The following is an 18,640-nucleotide window of genomic DNA, read 5'->3' as shown; positions in this document are numbered from 1 at the left end:
ACTACATAATATACCATATTTTAGTTAACCCCGTATTAAGTTAGAGTTGTTCTTTCTATTTGAAATGATTGCTATGGTATAATAATTCTAATATCGAAATAATGAAATGAGGGATTTAAGTGAATCAATTAGAAGCATTAGACACTTACTTTACAACTCATCGTGATGAACATCTCGATGAAATGAAACAACTTTTATCTATAGCTAGTATTAGTTCACTATCTGAACATAAAAAAGATATGAAAAAAGCTGCTGCATTCCTTGGTGAATCCATGAAGAACGCTGGACTTGAAAATATTAAAATTAATGAAACAGCTGGTCACCCAGTAGTTACTGCAGATTGGTTACATGCTGAAGGAAAGCCAACTGTTTTAGTATATGGTCATTATGATGTACAACCAGTAGATCCATTGGAATTATGGGTCAGCGAACCATTTAAGCCTGAAATTCGTGATAATATTTTATATGCTCGTGGATCAAGCGATGATAAAGGCCAAGTATTTATGCATGTAAAAGTTATCGAAGCTTTAATGAAAGAAAATGGTGAACTACCAGTTAACGTGAAATTCCTAATTGAAGGTGAAGAAGAAATTGGTAGTGTAAATCTTCCTGCGTTTATTGAAGCGAACAAAGAACAACTTGCTACGGACTTAGTATTAATCTCAGACACAAGTCTTTATGCACCAGGTCGTCCTGCAGTTTGTTACGCATTACGTGGATTAACAGGTGTTCAAATTGATGTTCGTGCAGCAAAAGGAGATCTTCACTCAGGTATTTATGGTGGTGGTATTCAGAACCCAATTCATGCCTTAGCAGATATCCTTTCATCATTCCACGATGAACATGGCACGATTGCAGTTGATGGTTTCTATGATCAAGTTCGCCCAATTACCGCTGATGAAAAAGCTGCATATGAAGCTTTGGGATTCGATGAGGAAGCTATTAAAGAAGAAGCTGGTGTAAAAGAATTATACGGTGAAGAAGGCTACACTTACCTTGAACGTACATGGGCTCGCCCAACTTTAGAAGTAAATGGTGTATTTGGTGGCTTCTCTGGTGAAGGCATTAAAACAGTTCTTCCTGCAACTGCTGGCGCTAAAATCACTTGCCGCTTAGTACCAGATCAAGATCCAGATGAAATCGTAGCTCAATTAAGAACTCATCTTGAAAAACATAAACCAGCTGGTGTTGATATTACAGTCACTGATTTTGATAAAGGTAAACCTTTCATTACACCGCTAGATCATCCATATATTCAAGCTGCTGGCCGTTCATATGAAACACAATACGATGCTAAAACAGCTTATATTCGCGCTGGTGGTTCTATTCCTATCGTGGCAACATTCGATGAAATTTTAGGTGCTCCAGTAATTATGATGGGCTTTGCACTATCAACAGAAAACTTCCATGCACCAAACGAACACTTCCACTTAGAAAACTTTGATAAAGGTCTTCGTGTCATAAGTGATTACTATTATGAAGTAGCGAATTTATCAAAATAAAATTTTTAAAAAGCCCACATTCCTACCCTAAGGAATGTGGGCTTATTTATTTTTTAAAAATTATCCAGCTAAACTCGTTTCGCTATTACTTTTCTTCACCAAAAATAGTGACGATTTCTACTGCTGATTTACGTGGTTTTTCATTTGGAATTGTATCGAAATAACCGAATTGAAGCATGCTGATGATGCGTTCTTCTGGTTTCACGCCTAATGCTTCACGGAACTTTGGATTATCGATCCAGTTAGGTGTTTTCCAGCAAGCACCGATTCCACGATCCCATGCTAGTAATTGCATATTTTGAATTAAGCTACTAGCTGCTGCAAAGTCTTCATAACGTTCTTTTTGACGTACATCTTGTGGCATAATCACAAATGCATATGCACCTGGTGTTGTGAATTTTTGCATTTTTTTCGCAAGTACGTCTTCAGATAATTCTTTCCAATCTGGCACTGCATATTCACGGATTAAATCTTTTAAAGCATCTAATTCAGCTCCACTAGCAAGTACTATTCTCCATGGTTGACGATTACCATGATTTGGCGCCCATACAGCAACATTAATAATTTCCATTAAATCTTCACGGTCTACAGGTTGACCATTGAACATTTTAATAGAACGACGTTCACGGATTGCATCTTTAACTGATAAAGACTGTTCATTCATCATAATCACTCCTATAATATGAACACAATTTACGTTGAATATACTTGTATGTATATTACCCTATCCACCTTACCACAGTCTGCTGAAAAATAAAAAGAACATCATCTTAAGGTGTTACTGTTATATGCATGAAGTAATATTTAATGTTTGGTGTATATGCACTGGAATCTTCATATGTCCATAAACGATGATAGCTATTAGTCGTATGTGCATTGACATATGGAACACCATTAATAATGCTCGTTACAATTAAAGAGTGATCAACTCTTCCATCCCCAGTAAAATCAAGGAAAATCAAATCTCCCAGCTCTAACTCACTTTCGCTTGAAACTCTTCTTCCTTGTAATCCTTTTTTAGAATTTTGTAAATGCCAAAAAAGTGCATTTGCAGTGGTCCAACTATAACTCCAGGACTTCCCTTTTATCCACCAACCTTTTACTCTATCAGGATATCCCGTCATAGGTGCCTCACCTGCTAGTAAACATTGCGAAATAAAATTGGTGCAATCATCTTCGAATCTAGGGAATGCAGGATTTGCATGGTTCCACCATTGATTTGCATAGTCAACCGCTTTTTGCCTATTATACATCGTTCATAACCTCCTATTGTAACTTATGTAAGGCCACATCCAATTGATACTTTTTCTAGAACTGTTATGACAAATATATAACTTTTACAACATTCCTATTATAAGTAACCAATTTCATACTTTTTTTGGTACAATGAGAACAATATCATTTTGTATCTCCTATTTTTTGTGTGAAAGGATGTTTGAATTGACACAGCATGCTGAAAAAGAAATTGTTGATGTGACATTACTTTGTGATAAAAAAGGCAACTTAAATCCTGCAGCTATCGGCTATGCAAGAAAGCCAATTATTCAAAGTAATTTAAAAGGGCATATGTTACGTAAGAAAAAATGGAATTACTGGTGTGTATTTGGTGATGATATTATGTTCTCAGCGACGATTAGTCATTTAGATTACGCAGCAGTTTGTTTCGTTTACTTTCTCGAATATGAAACGCAAAGATATTTTGAGAAAACAGTCACCATTCCTCTTGGCTATAAGCTAAAGATGCCCGAAAATGTTTTAGAAACAGTTTCTTTCAATAATAATGATATCAAGATTCAATTACTTCATTCACAAGGTGAAACACAGATGACTGTAACTATACCTAATTTTGACGGGGATCTTTTGCATGCGGATTTAACAATCAAACATCCAAATGACGATGAATCATTAAATGTTGTCATTCCGTGGAATCGTCAAACGTTTCAATTTACTGCAAAGCATCATTCTTTACCAACAAGTGGTTATGTAAAAATCGGAGATAAACGTTATAACTTTTTCGAAGAAGACTGTTTTGCCATTCTCGACTATGGCCGTGGAGTCTGGCCACGTGAAACAGCTTGGAACTGGGCTATGGCCTCACAACGCTGTGGGAATCACCGTATAGCGCTAAACCTTGGTGGACAATGGACAGATGGTACCGGTATGACGGAAAATGCCATTTTCATCGATGGCAAAATGCAAAAAATTCATGAAGATGTAATTTTCCAGTATAATAAGAAGAATTTTATGCAACCTTGGCATATTGCTACTAAATTTACGGATGATGTGCAACTAACATTCACACCATTTTTTGAACGCGAAGCTAATACAGATGTAAAACTAGTGAAATCTTCTATTCATCAAATGGTTGGCTATTATAATGGACGTATTCACTTGGAAAATGGACGTTATATACCCATTCAACAACTCCTTGGGACAGTTGAAAACCATATCGCCAAATGGTAACTTTAGAAAAAGAGAGCCTATTATATTTTATAATAGACTCTCTTTTATTCTTTGTAGAAATCTTACAGTTTTCTTTATTCCTGCCTTTAGCTTTCCTTTTTATCTAACTACTAATTATGTTACTAAACGAGTTAATTTTTTCTTTTTCCACATTAAACTATAATACAAATATTGTGAGACAAGCCCAACAATGAAAGCCACCGGATATCCAATCCATATACCCTTAATTCCTAAATTAGTATAATGAGAAAGTAGGTATGCTACTGGAACTTCGATACCCCAAATCGATATAATGCTAAGAATTGTCGGCCAAAGTACATTTCCACTAGCACGCATCGTTGAAATTAGGATATATGAATGACCAATTATTAAATAACTCCATAAAGTAATCATTAGTAAGCTGTGAGAGATCTGTATCGTATTTTGACTCGTTAGAAATAGATGAAGAATCGGTTTAGACAATAGATAAGTTAAAAATACGGTTACTCCACCTAATACATAATTAAGCAATACCCCAACACGGATAACTTGATTTAACCGTTCGAATTGATTTGCTCCAATTGATTGGGCTACGAAGATTGATACAGTAATACTGATACATAACGCTGGCATTTGCACATAGCTTAGAAGTTGATTTGCTACTCCATAAGCAGCTGTTGCATCTGACCCATATTTGTTTACAAAAGTAATAACAGCTATTTCAGAAAGTGAAAGAAAAATCATATTAATACTTGTTGGTATTCCAAGTTTTAATAACAATTTTAATAATCCAACATCCATTCGAAGATATTTCCTTGAGGAGGCATTTAATTGCAGCGGGTGTTTAGTTTTATATAAATAAATTAGTAATGTTACGAATGTCAATATTGTTGAAATTAGTGTTGCGTATGCCGCACCATATATATCAAACTTAGGGATTCCGAACCACCCAAATACGAATACAGGCAAAAGGACTACATTTAGTATTGTACTTAATAAAAGAAAGTAAAATGGCGTTTTAGAATCTCCAGTTCCTCGTATTAATGTAGTATATACAATATACAAAAACATAATAGGCATTGACCAAAATAAGATTTGAGCATAATGAACACTTACATTCAAAATATTTTCAGGTGTTCCTATTCCTATTAAAATGTCTCTACTAAAGATACTTCCAATAATCGCAAGTATAAGTCCTAAAATAAAAGTAAAAGAGAGAGTAGTTCCTACAATTGCCTTTAATCTTTCTTCCATTTTTGCTCCATAAGCTTGCCCAATTAATATTGAACTACCTGATCCAATCCCAATTGCAAATGATATTAGTAAAAATAGCAATGGAAAAAAGGCTGATATTGCTGCTAGTGCATTTACCCCTAACCAATGTCCAACAACGATCATTCCAAATACCTGACCAATTGATTGCAATATATTGCTTAAAAGTAGAGGAATTAGGAATATTATCATCGGGCGTAATAATGTAAGTTTATTTCCCCTAGGTTCTTTTGAAGTTAATTCTTCTTTTTTTAAATCATCAGTTGAAATCAAGCTTCATCCCCCCATTCATTTAATTTTTCTGAGTTATATCTACGTTCTCCATATACCTTAAGTTTTTCTAGCCATTTTTCTTCTAGTTTTTTCAGTTCACTTTTTCCGTTGGTGTAACGATCTTCTTCGACTTTTAATCTTTCTAATTCTTCAATGACGAAGGCTTTCGCACGCCGACAACTGTTTTTGTTTCTTTATATTGTATTTTCAATTCTGTTTTTCAATCCATTTTATTCATCCTCTCACTTATTCATTCTTTAACCAATACTGACTCCATCTGCTTTCCGATCAATAAAACCATATTCAATTAAGTATCTTCTTAAAATGACATAATCATGGTAAAAAGCGCATATTGATCCTTTTCTTTCAAAAGCTCCATCATAACTATAAAAATCTTAGCTTTCCGTTCTTTTTACATAAGCAAACACAGCCTTTATTCGTTTAACAATTTATAAACATAATATGATATTGTTTATTTATTGTCAAACATAATCGGAATATGTTTATTTTTATTATTTGCGAATGAATACAAAAAAATAAGCATCATTTGTAAATAAAATCCTTAATCTCAGTGTCAGTGACTACAACTTTATTTACGGGATGAAGGAAAACTATTAAGCTTCTCCACCAAGTATATTTATAAGATCCTTGAATGATTTTTGGCAGCCCCATTGTTTTTTTAACGGACAAGCGAAAAGCCCCTTCAGAGTACTGAAGGAGCTTTTTACCTTATATAGTCACTTATATCAGATATCGCTTTTTAGAAAGGGGGCATTTTTTATATATCAGGTTTATACGATAGAAATCTTCAACGTAAAAAAGGAACCGCAATTTGCGATTCCTAAAATGTTTATTTATTTGCTCCGTTTATGACACTAAGCGAATCGTTAAGTGCAGTTTTGCACTTGCTTGCATCTGGGCTTGATGAACGAACTGATGCTAATACAACGTCAATTGTTCCATCTATTTTAGTCCATGTTGTGCCATCTATTTTTCTTAGTTTAGGCTCTGCTACATCCCATTGATGTTCTAAATCGTCAGCACTTTTTTTCGCCGCAGTAAAGTTATTTGAGTTTACTTGGTTTAGCATATCACTTTCAACTTTAGCGAAATCTGTTAATTGCCCAGCTAATGTAGTTGCTTGCGATGCTTTATTTGCACTGTTTAAAGCACTAAGCGAATTAGTAAGTGCAGTTTTGCACTTGCTTACATCCGGGCTTGATGAACGAACTGATGCTAATACAATGTCAAACGTTCCATCTATTTTAGTCCATGTTGTGCCATCTATTTTTCTTAGTTTAGATTCAGATGCGTCCCATTGATGTTCCAAATCGTCAGCCTCTTTTTTCGCTGAAGTAAAGTTATTTGAGTTTACATCCTTTAGCATATTATTTTCAATATTAATAAAGTCTGTTAATTGTCCAGCTAATGTAGTTGCTTGCGATGCGACGCTATTACTGATTGAATAGTAACTGCCTATACCACCACCTAAGAAAATGCACAGTACTACAATGGTTTGTATCAAAACATTATTCTTGTTACCATTTTCTTGGTTTGTTTCTGCTGTATCACTTTTTCCCGTTGTATCAATTTTTGTAACAGCTAGAAAGACGATGATCCCTAAAATAGCTACAAGGAAAATTACACTAGTTACGGTTGTCCCTAAACCTAACCCACCATTAACTTTTGGTTGAGATAGCAAATCTCCTAATGATGCGCCAAGTGGACGAGTAAGGATATACGCAATCCAAAACGCTAATACAGCATCAAGTTTCAAAAATTTGTATGCTAAATATACACAACCAATTATTAAAACAACTATTATACCTGTTTTAAGATAACCAAGACCTAGTTGTTCAGAATATAAATCTCCGACTGCTGTTCCAAGTGCAAATGTGAAAAGAATAGTAAACCAATAGAAAGCTTCTCTTCTTCTTGTATAAATTGAGTGGATCGAAAGTGTTTTTTCGCTAAGATACCAGAAAAGAAAAGTTAAACCTAGTAGCACAGAGAAAACTGCTGTACTAACCTCTAGTCGTACTCCGATATTGTCTGTCAAATTATCAGTTACCAATGTTCCAAATACACTTATTAGAACAACCGTTATCCAATAAATTGCTGGAACATATTTAGTTGCTCTGAATTGAAGAAACAAGAAAATGAAAAACGCAATTCCCATAAGTATGGTAGTGTTAGCTAGCCCTAAACCAAGATTGAAATTTAGGAAATCAGCAAATGTTTCGCCGACTGTTGTACATAAAATTTTGATGATCCAGAAGAAAATTGTAACTTGTGGAACTTTGTTTAGCATTTGTCTGCCTAGTGATTGATCCACTGAACTAATTCCTTGATCTTTCATAACGACCGATTCCTCCTAATTTTCTTAAATTACTTTGTCTATAAATTGTACAATTATTCCTTTGCCTATCCCGTTTAAATGAAATATGTCCACAACTTTGAAACCTAGACCATTTCAATAACTTAAGTGGCATACACCTATTTTAATAGAACAACATATAAGGAATCTTAGTAGGTATTTAGTAGCCCATTAAAATTAGATTAAAAATGAATTAAAAACGAAAAAACGACAGCAATAAACTGTCGTTTCCTTCTAAAAATTATTATATAAATATAGCATCAAACTAATTTCTGCATGATGTGGAATTAGCTTCGCTTTCTGCGGGCGAGCGTTGAGCCTCCTCGGAAGCCTTTGCTCCTGCGGTTACTCGTCGCAGAAAAAACCTTTGCTCCTGCATCGCTTCGCTAGCTTCGTCGCAGAAAATTCCACATCAAAAAAGATAGCTATACAAAAGTAATTCACAATTCCATTCAATTTCTGTTTCTTTTACTATACTCTTTTGCTATATGCATGACGGTACATCTTTTCAGGATAATCAGTAAAGATTGCATCCACTCCTATTGCTTCCATTAAATCATAATCGACTTCTTTATTAATGGTGTAGACACGTACTTTATTCCCTGCTTCTATTGCCTTTTTCACTGCATCACGTTTAGCAGCTACTAATGAAACGTGAAGCGCTTTTGCACCAATCATTTTTCCATACTCATCTAAATTGACCAAAATCTTCATAAATAGTGCACCTACTTCATTGTAAGGTGCTTTTTCAAGAACTCTTTCTACCATTTCATGATCAAATGATGAAAATAGCACTCGTTCCATCATGTCATGAGATTTCACAGTATCTAATACATCATCTTCTATGCCTGGATATTCAAAAACATCCGTTTTCAATTCGATATTAATCATATGATGAGTAGCTTTGAAAACATCCAGCACTTCATCAAGGGTTGGAATTTTTTCACCTGCAAATTGCTCACCTTTCCATGAGCCAAAATCATATGAACGAATTTCTTCAAACGTCATATCTCGAATATAGCCCTTACCATTTGATGTACGATCAATTTTTTCATCATGATTAATCACTAAAACACCATCTTTTGTACGCTGAACATCTAATTCAACACCGTAAATTGGTAATCTCGCTGCTTCACGAAATGATGCTAATGTATTTTCTGGAAAGGTACCTGATGCACCACGGTGCGCAAATATATTCATTTGGTATATTCCTCCAACCATTCTACTTGTTACTTCCATCCTACAGCGCATACAACTTTTAAACAACATTAAACTTCATTTACAATAATAAGAAGCGTATAGTAATAATTATCACCCTATGAAGATAAGGGAGGCTGATTTCGTGACACAACATCCTGATTTTAAAGAAGAAGAACAACATTTAGCTTATACAAAATATTATATGCACAAACTGTTAGACGAATCAAAACGTGATGTACAAACCGCCCAAGAAAATATTCGTACTGCAATGGCTGATTTGGATTATTTAGATTCCAGTTTAAGCTACCAAAATATTTTAACGAATGCTCGTTTTTTTGATATGGCAAAGAATCAACGCGAAGGTCTGGAAGCAATTCGTCAAAAACCTTATTTCGCACGTATTCACTTTCAAAAAGAAAATGAGCCAGCTGAAAAATTATATATTGGGAAAACATCCTTGTTTGATCGCGAAACGCAAGAACCAATTATTGTTGATTGGCGTTCTCCAGTTGCAAATGTCTACTATGACGGACGTCTAGGTGATTTAACATATGAAGTAAATGGCGAAGAAAATAAAGGTCACCTCTATTCAAAAAGACAATATAAAATTGAAAAAGGACGACTACTTGAGGTCCGTGATATTGATCTCACAACAAATGATGAACTCCTACAAGATGCTTTAGCCGGAAAAGCAGATGTTCGTTTGACCGAGATTGTCTCGACCATCCAAGCTGAACAGAACGAAGTAATTCGAGCACACTTAAAACAACCAATTCTTGTTCAAGGTGCAGCTGGTAGTGGTAAAACAACAATTGCCTTACATAGAATATCTTATTTTCTATATACGATGGGCGAACATTTCCGTGCACAAGATTTAATGATCTTAGCACCGAACAAATTATTTATCGACTATATTGCGGATGTTCTACCAGAGCTTGGTGTTGGTCAAATTTGTCAAACAACATATGCTGAATATGTGCAAAATGCTACGAATATAAAGCTGAAATTGCAAGATTCGAATGAACAACTTGAAAAGTTAGTACAGCAAGAAGAAATAGATGAAATTTCACTATGGATATCCAAAATGAAGGGCACACTTGAATATCGTGATATTATAGCAAGCTATATTACTAAAATTGAGAACCAAATTGCCGATCAATTTGAAGATATCTATATTGAAAAATATCGTATTTTAAAAGCCTCACATTTACGTAGACTCTTTTTAGAAGACTACAATTATTTACCTTTAGAAAAAAGAATTGCAAAAGTTCGTTCTGTTATGCAAAACCATGTGAGACAAAAGAAAAAGCAGATTCTTTATTCGTTAAAAAAGCGTTATGATGCTGTACTAGATAAGGCATTATTTGGTATACGTGAAGATGCAAAGCGTAAAGAAGTTGTGACTAAATGGATTGATGAACGAGATGAACGAATTCCAGCAGTGGAAAAAGAAGCAAGGACAGTAATCACTCGGTATATGAAGCGATTTGAAAAATACAAGATTAAACCACTCTACCGTGAATTTTTAACCAATCGAGCTTTACAAGAAGAATTGGCACCTGAATGGTCGGAAGAAGAACATGACCGATTTGAAGAAGCACATATAAAAGAAACGTGGGCTCTTGAAGATTTGGCTGCTCTGTTTTATTTGCAAGCTAAAATCAAGGGAATAAAAGATGAGTGGAAGATGAAAGTTGTCTTTATTGATGAAGTACAAGATTATAGCTTGTTCCAACTGGCAGCTTTAAAAGAGGGACTTGAAACGGATATGTTTACAATGGTCGGAGACCTGGCACAAGGTATTCATAGCTATCGTTCATTAACAGATTGGGAACCTGTGCGAGATCTTTTTCCACGGGCCAGCTACAAAACGTTACAAAAAAGTTATCGCACAACCATTGAAATTATGGCTGTAGCTAATCGTATTTTAGAACAAATGGTTGAAGATTTACCGTTAGTAGAACCCGTTGTTCGCCATGGAGAAGAACCTTCATTTCATGAAATGGCGGCTTTTGATGCTGCTCAAATAGCAGAAATTTATGACCAAATTCGAAGTAAGGGACACCGTTCTATTGCACTTATATGTAAAACAACAGATGAGGCTAAAAAGGCCACTAAAGCATTGCAAAAAGCGAATGTAAATGTGCAAACATTATTCGAAACATCCGAAATTGATCAAGATGCTTTGCTTATTATACCGAGCCATCTTGCAAAAGGCCTTGAATTTGATGCCGTCATCATCGCAGCCGTTGACCATGCATTTACGGATACACCGATTGATCGCAAGCTCTTATATGTTGCATTAACACGCGCTATGCATGAATTGCATTTAGTTGCTCCTAGAAAAGAGGATTTTTTATTGAAATAGAGAAAAAGCTTGGAAACATTGAATGCTTCCAAGCTTTTTTGTGTTAAGGCAAGTTTTTTACTTTCGAGAAGGAACTGGATAATAACGCTTTTTTTGACTATCATTTTTACCTTTTTTCCGGCCTACGATTTTACAAAGGATTTGACTAATTAAATTCTTATGCACACCTTCTACTTTTTGTAATGCAGGAAGTCTCATTATAATCCCCTCCTAAAAGTAAGTTATATTCTAATAATATGTACCTACTTCCAAGATATGTGTGATTTATAAAGAAAATCTTTAATTTATAACTACATTTTTAAGATTTCATTCGCAATATAGAATTTAAATTTCTTTTACAATCGTTCGAATTTCTTCGGCAATCAAATTGGATAAGAGCTGATAACCCCTTTCTCCAAAATGAAGACCATCATTTTTGATTCCTACAAGTATTTGTTTATAATCAGGGCGCTTGTATAGAATCGAGAAAAAATCAATAAAATAGCATCCTGTTTCTTCTGCAACTTTTCTTACAGCATCCCCATATTCTTTTATACGATTATTTAAACGATTCGGTTGCAATGTTTCATCTATTGGAGAAGGTGTAATTAAAATAACCTTTTCTGCCCCTATTTTTTGGATAAAGAATTGTAAATTCTCCTTATAAACATCTAGTGAGACTAATTTATGTGATGCGGAGTCATTTGCTCCAAATAAAATCGTCACTAAATCTGGATTCTCCTTTAAAACATCATTTTCTAAACGTTCTCTTGCCCTAACAGTCGTATCACCTCGAACACCTGCATTGATAAAAAGATACCCGTTTAATTCCTGCTCCAGAAGTGTGGTTAACATTGGTTTTAGATAACCCTCTTCTCTCGCAGTAAGACTATCTCCAAAACAAACAATTTTCATGGTTACACGCACCTTTTCTTCCTGAATCATTGTATGATTTACAAAAAGTCAAAACTTCATTGAGTAAATTTTTATTTAATAAAATAATCTATTTGTTGTAAAGGTGTAAATCCTGCTTTTTGGTAAACACTAAGAGCGTTTGTATTATCGATTTCAACATCCAGCAAAACCTTTTGTTGCTGTTTTTTATATGCATAGTCTTTTGCCCATTGTAAGACAGCTGAACCGATTCCTTGACCTCTTAGAGATTGTTGAACTGTAAACGCTGTAACCCAGACACCCGCTTCATTTTCTACTATTGAAACAGTTGCAACTACTTGTTGATCAAGTTCTACCATATTCAACATACGCCCCGTAGTTGTGGTATTAAAGGTAATAAGCTCTGCTGTTTCTTCAGACATGTCACCAAAACCTTCATTCATTAGTTCGCCTAATATACCACGATCTTGTTCAGCAAACGGGCGGACGATAATATCTTTAGAAAACTTACATGGTTCAGCAACAGCCTGCAATGTTGCTTCTGAAGAATTATATTCATACCCTAGTTGGTGCAAAAATTGATGTCCAACAACATCATTAAATGACAAACCCATGTCACCTGTAGCACCCCGTTCAATTAGAGCATTAGTAAGCTCTTGTACAAGCGCTGTACCAATTCCTTGTCTACGATAATCAGGATGAACAACTACACTCCATTCATACGTATGTAGACCAAATAAATCTGCAGCACTAAGAGCTCCTAATAATTGATCTTGTTCATTATATGCTAAAATAACTAGCCCTTGACTCTCGTAGTTTTTCCAACTATCAGCATTCATTAATAGAGCGATATCCTGATTTCTACTCGGACTCGCACTTTGTATTAATACATTCAACTCTTGAATTGTTAACTCATCAAGTGGATAAGAAGCTTTCATTAAAAAGATATCCATTTATAAGCCCTCCATTTCGTAATTGTTTTGAAATATAAATGATATAATTTTTTTACTTTCCCCTACTTTTCAGACTACGACTAATGGTATAGAATAACGCATTGGAGGCTAATATAATGACCAAAAAACGACTAACCTGGGTCGATGCGACGAAGGGTTTTTTAATGATTTTAGTAGTAATTGGACATTACCCAAAACATTTGGATTATCCATTACTAACATATATTTATTGGTTTCATATGCCTGCATTTTTCGTTCTTAGTGGCTTATTCTTTAAACCAGCAGATTCTAATGCTACTATGATTGAATCAATTAAAAAACGAACGATGCAGTTAATGGTTCCATATGTTTTCTTCTTAGTTATCATAACATGTTTACGCTATGTACTAGCATTTATGTCAGGTAACACAGATCTTGAATATTACAAACATGATTTACTTACTATCTTATTTGGAGGGCGCTTTGCCCGTGGTTCATACGGTGTGATCTGGTTTATCACAACATTATTCTTCACATATATATTATTCTTGTTAGTAACACGTTACTTAAATCGTGTAAACCAAGCTCTATTCCTTATTTTATGCTATATTCTCGCTCATATTGAAAGTTTTTATGTAGTTAATATTGTGGGGGGACCTGTTGATGCAGCATCACAGACTATTATGATTCCTTGGAATTTAGACGTAGTTCTGATTGCAGTTGTCTATTTTGCGATTGGTTACTATGCAAAGGAAATCTTCTCACATGTCCGGTTTCCATTGTGGATCACATGTACAGCAATTGTATTGATGGCGATGCGACTTACTTGGAATAAAGAATTTGATTATCACCTAAGTATGAAATTTATTCGTTATAGTAATTCAATATTAGATATCGTTCTACCTATTGCATTTCTTATTGTGATCTTTGGTTTCTTCCAATTTGTCACAAAGTATATTCGTCTAAAGGCATTAGAGTTTATCGAATTGCATTCTATTACAATCATGTATTTGCACATTTCGGTTGATAAATTTATGAATAACTTTATACATTATGAATTATTGGGCTACACATTACTCTGCCTAATTATTCCAATCATTATTTCTATCATCATGAAACGATATATGCCTTATGCAACTTTATTGATGGGTAATTTCCGTTTCAAAAAAGCTGTAAAATCTTAGGGGCAACAGGATGTTGGTCACGGAGTCGTTGCCACAGGCCTGACGTGGCGTTCTTAGACTCCGTTCCTTAATTGTTGCTCCTGCGGGGTTCACCTGTCTCGCTTTGAGGACAATATCCACTATTGAATGAAGTGGAATTAGCTCCGCAATGCGACAAATCGATTAGACTCCTCGCGGCTTCCCTGAGGGCACTGAAAAAAAGGGTTTCAATACAAATATTTATAGTATTAATCTACTTGCTAAATGATGTGGAATTAGCTTCGCTTTCTGCGGGCGAGCGTTGAGCCTCCTCGCAGGAGTCTGCGCTAATTCCACATCAACAAAGATAGCTATACCAGATTATTATTATAAATTTTCTTTTTTCTTTTTCAGTACCTTCTCTTCCCTCACTGTAGGGTCTCGTCTGTCTTTTGTCTCCACTTCACTTCAACAAAAATTACAATTCAAAATTTATGAATACTTACTTGATGACAATATCTTTTTTCTAAAGCGTTCAAAAAAAGGGGCCAAATGCACAATAGATTGTCGCCCTTACAATTGAGTTTCATATGATTACAACTTCGATTGTTGTAGCATTTGATAGAATATTCCTTTTTTTGCAATAAGCTCTTCTCTCCTACCAGACTCTACTAATTCTCCTTGTTGCATGACCAAAATGACATCCGCTTTTCTGACAGTATTTAAACGGTGCGCTATAACAAAGCTTGTGCGCCCTTGCATTAAACGTTCAAGTGCCTCTTGTATTTCTAATTCTGTCACAGTATCAATACTACTTGTTGCTTCATCTAACAATAAGATGGAAGGATTTGCTACAAGCGCTCTTGCGATTGATAGTAATTGTTTTTGCCCTTGGCTAATTTCTCCGCCATCTGATGTTAAAAACGTATTATAACCTTGAGGTAATGTCATGATAAAATCATGTGCATTTGCTTTTTTAGCTGCTTCTATCACTTCTTCATCTGACGCATCTAGTTGACCATATCGAATGTTTTCTTTGACTGTTGCCTCAAATAAGAATGGCTCTTGAAGAACAAAGGCCATTCGGCTACGAATATTTTCACGAGAAAATGCTTGAATTGGTTGATTATCGATTAAAATTTGACCTTGTTGGACATCATAGAAACGAGCAAGCAGCTGCATGATCGTTGTCTTACCAGCCCCCGTAGCACCGACTAAAGCAGCTGTTTGACCTTTTTTTACATGGAAATTGATTTGTGAAATTGTCTGATTTTCTTCCTCTGTCTCATATTTAAATGATACATCTTCAAATTTAACGTCACCTTGCACCTTTCGCAATGGTGCATTTTTTGCATCATCTTGTTCCTCATCTTCTTCCATTATCGAAAATACTCGTTCTGCACCAGCTATAGCAGACAATACATTATTAAATTGGTTTGCTAAATCATTTAAAGGTCTTGTAAATTGACGAGCATATTCTGCAAATACCACTATTGTTCCAATGGAAACATACCCTTTTACGGCAAGAAGTCCACCAACGCCTGCCACTACAGCAAAACTAGCATTATTAAGTAAATTCATCACTTTTGGAATGGCTCCTGAATAGACATTTGCCCAATAACCTACGCGACGCAAATGACTACTTTTCTCTGCAAAATCATCCATCATACGCTGCTCCTGAGAGAAAGCTTTCACAACACGTTGACCTGAAATTGTTTCTTCAATCATGCCATTAAGAGTACCTAACGCTTGCTGTTGACTCTTAAATAATTTTCCTGTTCTTCTTGTAATCCAACGTGTAGAAATGAACATCACAGGAATTATAAGCATTGTTAACAATGTTAGTAATGGACTCATAGTAAGCATTACGATTACTGTCCCTATTAGAGTTAAAACACTGGAGAATACTTGGATAAATGTACTATTTAAAGTGGAACTAATATTATCCATATCATTCGTCATACGGCTCATTAACTCACCATGTTGTCTTTTATCAAAGAAAGAGATTGGTAATCGCTGTAGTTTTGAAAATAATTCTGTACGCATCCGATAAACCGTTTGTTGTGCTATTCCAATCATCCAATAGTTTTGCAAAAACAGTGATATAGATAAACCAATATATACAATCACAAGGCCAGCAATCATTGTCTTTAAACCTGAAAAATTCCTTTTGATCATATGATCATCAATTATTTTACCTATCAAATAAGGTCCCAACAATGATAAAACAGAGCTCAAGATTACCATCCCTATTACGACAATCAATAAGCCTCTTTGCTCATCGACAATTTTCCATATATGACGTAATGTCTTCTGCCAATCACTTGCTCTTGCACCTTTTCTCTTTTTAGAAGACTTTATATCTTCCCTCGTAAGAACTGGTTCATAACCGATAGAACGTAACCACGATCTAATCATCATTTGTCACCTCCTGGATCCTGTTGAGAATAAGCAATTTTCTGATACAACGATGAACTTGCCATTAGTTCATCATGTGTTCCAAAAGCAGATACAACACCATTTTCCAAAAGTAAAATTCGATTTGCTCCTTGTGCTGTATGAATTTTTTGCGTCACAACAAGCATAGTTGCCTTTTCATCAGCTAGAGCATCCCACAAAGCAGATTCCGTTTTTATATCAAGTGCACTTGTACTATCGTCTAATAACAAGAACTCAGGCTTACGCAAAATTGCTCTAGCAATTGACAATCGCTGCTTTTGACCTCCAGATAAGTTAACACCTTTTTGTCCTACTCGCGTTTGATAACCATTTGGGAATTGAATGATTGAATCATGAATTTGCGCCTGTTTTGAAGCTTTTTCTACTTCTTCTAATGAAGCATCCGTTTTCCCCCATGTTACATTTTCAAAAATAGTCCCTGTAAAAAGTAAAGAACGCTGTGGTACATAACCGATCAGATGACGAAGATTTTCTACATTCCATTCCTTAATATCTATACCATCAATAGAGATTCGACCTTTCTTCACTTCATAAAAACTAGGAATAAGTTGTAGCAAAGTAGATTTCCCTGAACCAGTTGCACCCATAATCGCTATTTTTTCACCTTGTCCACAAGTAAAGGAAATATTCTTCAATACATACTGATCTGTCTGCGGATATTTAAACGAAACATTTTCAAATATGATTTCACCTTTCTGTAATGGCATTTCTCTAAAGGAATGTTCAGTAACACCTTCCACTCCGTCTTCTATAAGAAGAATTTCCTCCATACGATCCGCTGATGCCTTCGCACGAGAGAATAACATAATGATGAATGCGAACATTGAAAACGACCCTGTCATTCGCATTGTATAATTGATAATAGCGGCAATATCGCCAATTTGGGTTTGCCCATTTTGAATTTGCTCTGCTCCAAACCATAAAACAGCAAGCATCGCTAAGTTCATGACAATTAACAAAATGGGTTGAATATATTCCATTAAACGCAATGCACTAGATGTGTCCTTTTTCAATGCATTTGCAATTTTTTCGAAACGACTTGCTTCATATAAGCCTCTTAAATATGCCTTTACTAATCGCATAGCTTGTAAATTTTCTTGAATCACACGATTCACTCGATCTACCCTACGCTGTACTGCTGCAAACTGGCCTATACTCTTTTTCACCATTAAATACATGAATATAGCAAGGATTGGTACCCCTAAAACTAAATATATTGCTAATGATGCATCCACATAAAAAGCCATGATTAAACTACCAACTACAACTAATGGTGCACGAAGCATAATCCTTAAACTCATAAAAAATACTTGTTGTACTTGTGATACATCATTCGTCAACCTTGTAATCAACCCTGCAGAAGGAAAGCGTAAAAAGGTTGTCATTGTAAATGACTGAACTTTTCTAAACAAGGCATTGCGTAAATCATATGCAAAGTTTTGTGCTGCATAACCTGAAAAAAAGGAATTTACTATGCCAGCAAGAAATGCAAGAAATGCCAATGCTAACATAATGGCTCCCCATATCACAATCGTGTTAACATCTTTATCGACAATTCCATCATCAATAATTTTTCTAATAAGTAATGGCTGCGTAAGTTCCACAGCAAGCTCTACAAGCATTAACAATAGTGCAATACATGCTGGAATTTTATACGTCTTTATGTATTGGAAGATTGTTTTCAAAAGAAAGCCCCCTTTCGATTGATAGAAAAAATGTAATTGTCATTAATTATGCCATATATATTCGTTACTCGAAATAAAGAAGCCTCATAAAAAAAGACGTCTTATAGGCTTATT

15 protein-coding genes are annotated in these 18,640 nt (G+C 35.1%); 4 read left to right on the top strand and 11 right to left on the bottom strand.

The genetic code is table 11. The annotated features are described in order from the left end of the window. The first annotated feature begins 119 nt into the window (after window positions 1-119). Complete coding sequence (locus ABE048_RS06700) at window positions 120-1,502, top strand: dipeptidase (protein ID WP_430310088.1); 1,383 nt, start codon at window positions 120-122, stop codon at window positions 1,500-1,502. Between the two features lie 85 nt (window positions 1,503-1,587). Here ABE048_RS06700 and ABE048_RS06695 read toward each other — a convergent pair whose 3' ends face one another. Next, entirely contained in the window at window positions 1,588-2,166 is a 579-nt protein-coding gene (locus tag ABE048_RS06695) for a nitroreductase family protein (RefSeq protein ID WP_430310087.1), read from the bottom strand. Between the two features lie 106 nt (window positions 2,167-2,272). Next, a complete protein-coding gene (locus ABE048_RS06690; protein ID WP_430310086.1) occupies window positions 2,273-2,755 on the bottom strand; it encodes an amidase domain-containing protein in 483 nt (160 codons plus the stop codon). 187 nt (window positions 2,756-2,942) lie between these two features. On the opposite strand from ABE048_RS06690, the gene ABE048_RS06685 reads away from it, so the two are divergent. Beyond that, window positions 2,943-3,965, top strand: coding sequence for a DUF2804 domain-containing protein (locus tag ABE048_RS06685; RefSeq protein ID WP_430310084.1), 1,023 nt, complete (start codon window positions 2,943-2,945; stop codon window positions 3,963-3,965). A gap of 114 nt (window positions 3,966-4,079) precedes the next feature. Here ABE048_RS06685 and ABE048_RS06680 read toward each other — a convergent pair whose 3' ends face one another. From ABE048_RS06680 to ABE048_RS06665, 4 genes are all read right to left on the bottom strand, one after another. After that, on the bottom strand, window positions 4,080-5,408 hold the full coding sequence (locus ABE048_RS06680) for an MATE family efflux transporter (protein ID WP_430310110.1): 1,329 nt from the start codon (window positions 5,406-5,408) through the stop codon (window positions 4,080-4,082). 338 nt (window positions 5,409-5,746) lie between these two features. Further along, window positions 5,747-5,815 (bottom strand): DUF2087 domain-containing protein, encoded by a 69-nt coding sequence (locus ABE048_RS06675; RefSeq protein ID WP_430310108.1) that lies wholly within the window; start codon window positions 5,813-5,815, stop codon window positions 5,747-5,749. Window positions 5,816-6,339: 524 nt separating this feature from the next. Next, window positions 6,340-7,848 carry a COG4705 family protein gene (locus ABE048_RS06670; protein ID WP_430310083.1) on the bottom strand — a complete coding sequence of 503 codons (1,509 nt, stop codon included), beginning with the start codon at window positions 7,846-7,848 and terminating at the stop codon, window positions 6,340-6,342. A gap of 489 nt (window positions 7,849-8,337) precedes the next feature. After that, window positions 8,338-9,066 (bottom strand): glycerophosphodiester phosphodiesterase, encoded by a 729-nt coding sequence (locus tag ABE048_RS06665; protein WP_430310081.1) that lies wholly within the window; start codon window positions 9,064-9,066, stop codon window positions 8,338-8,340. Between the two features lie 202 nt (window positions 9,067-9,268). Here ABE048_RS06665 and helD point away from each other — a divergent pair, with 202 nt between their 5' ends. Next, window positions 9,269-11,434 carry an RNA polymerase recycling motor HelD gene (helD, locus tag ABE048_RS06660; RefSeq protein WP_430310107.1) on the top strand — a complete coding sequence of 722 codons (2,166 nt, stop codon included), beginning with the start codon at window positions 9,269-9,271 and terminating at the stop codon, window positions 11,432-11,434. A 57-nt stretch (window positions 11,435-11,491) separates the two neighbouring features. Here helD and ABE048_RS06655 read toward each other — a convergent pair whose 3' ends face one another. From ABE048_RS06655 to ABE048_RS06645, 3 genes are all read right to left on the bottom strand, one after another. Then, the gene (locus ABE048_RS06655) at window positions 11,492-11,632 is read right to left on the bottom strand and encodes a hypothetical protein (protein WP_430310079.1); all 141 of its coding nucleotides are present in this window, start codon (window positions 11,630-11,632) and stop codon (window positions 11,492-11,494) included. A gap of 126 nt (window positions 11,633-11,758) precedes the next feature. After that, the gene (locus ABE048_RS06650; protein ID WP_430310078.1) at window positions 11,759-12,328 is read right to left on the bottom strand and encodes an SGNH/GDSL hydrolase family protein; all 570 of its coding nucleotides are present in this window, start codon (window positions 12,326-12,328) and stop codon (window positions 11,759-11,761) included. Between the two features lie 71 nt (window positions 12,329-12,399). Further along, window positions 12,400-13,260, bottom strand: a complete 861-nt coding sequence (locus ABE048_RS06645) for a GNAT family N-acetyltransferase (protein WP_430310076.1) — start codon at window positions 13,258-13,260, stop codon at window positions 12,400-12,402. Window positions 13,261-13,376: 116 nt separating this feature from the next. Between ABE048_RS06645 and ABE048_RS06640 the strand changes: the two genes are divergently transcribed. After that, the gene (locus ABE048_RS06640) at window positions 13,377-14,423 is read left to right on the top strand and encodes an acyltransferase family protein (protein ID WP_430310075.1); all 1,047 of its coding nucleotides are present in this window, start codon (window positions 13,377-13,379) and stop codon (window positions 14,421-14,423) included. Window positions 14,424-14,975: 552 nt separating this feature from the next. Here ABE048_RS06640 and ABE048_RS06635 read toward each other — a convergent pair. Together ABE048_RS06635 and ABE048_RS06630 are read right to left on the bottom strand one after the other, a co-directional pair. Continuing rightward, on the bottom strand, window positions 14,976-16,799 hold the full coding sequence (locus ABE048_RS06635) for an ABC transporter ATP-binding protein (protein WP_430310106.1): 1,824 nt from the start codon (window positions 16,797-16,799) through the stop codon (window positions 14,976-14,978). After that, entirely contained in the window at window positions 16,799-18,526 is a 1,728-nt protein-coding gene (locus ABE048_RS06630; protein WP_430310074.1) for an ABC transporter ATP-binding protein, read from the bottom strand. Before ABE048_RS06630 ends, ABE048_RS06635 begins: the two co-directional genes overlap by 1 nt. Window positions 18,527-18,640: the final 114 nt, after the last annotated feature.

Source organism: Rummeliibacillus pycnus (assembly GCF_050459865.1).
GTDB classification, from domain to species: domain Bacteria; phylum Bacillota; class Bacilli; order Bacillales_A; family Planococcaceae; genus Rummeliibacillus; species Rummeliibacillus pycnus_B.
The sequence above is the reverse complement of the archived record's forward strand: the minus strand, read 5'-3'. Positions and strand labels throughout refer to the sequence as shown.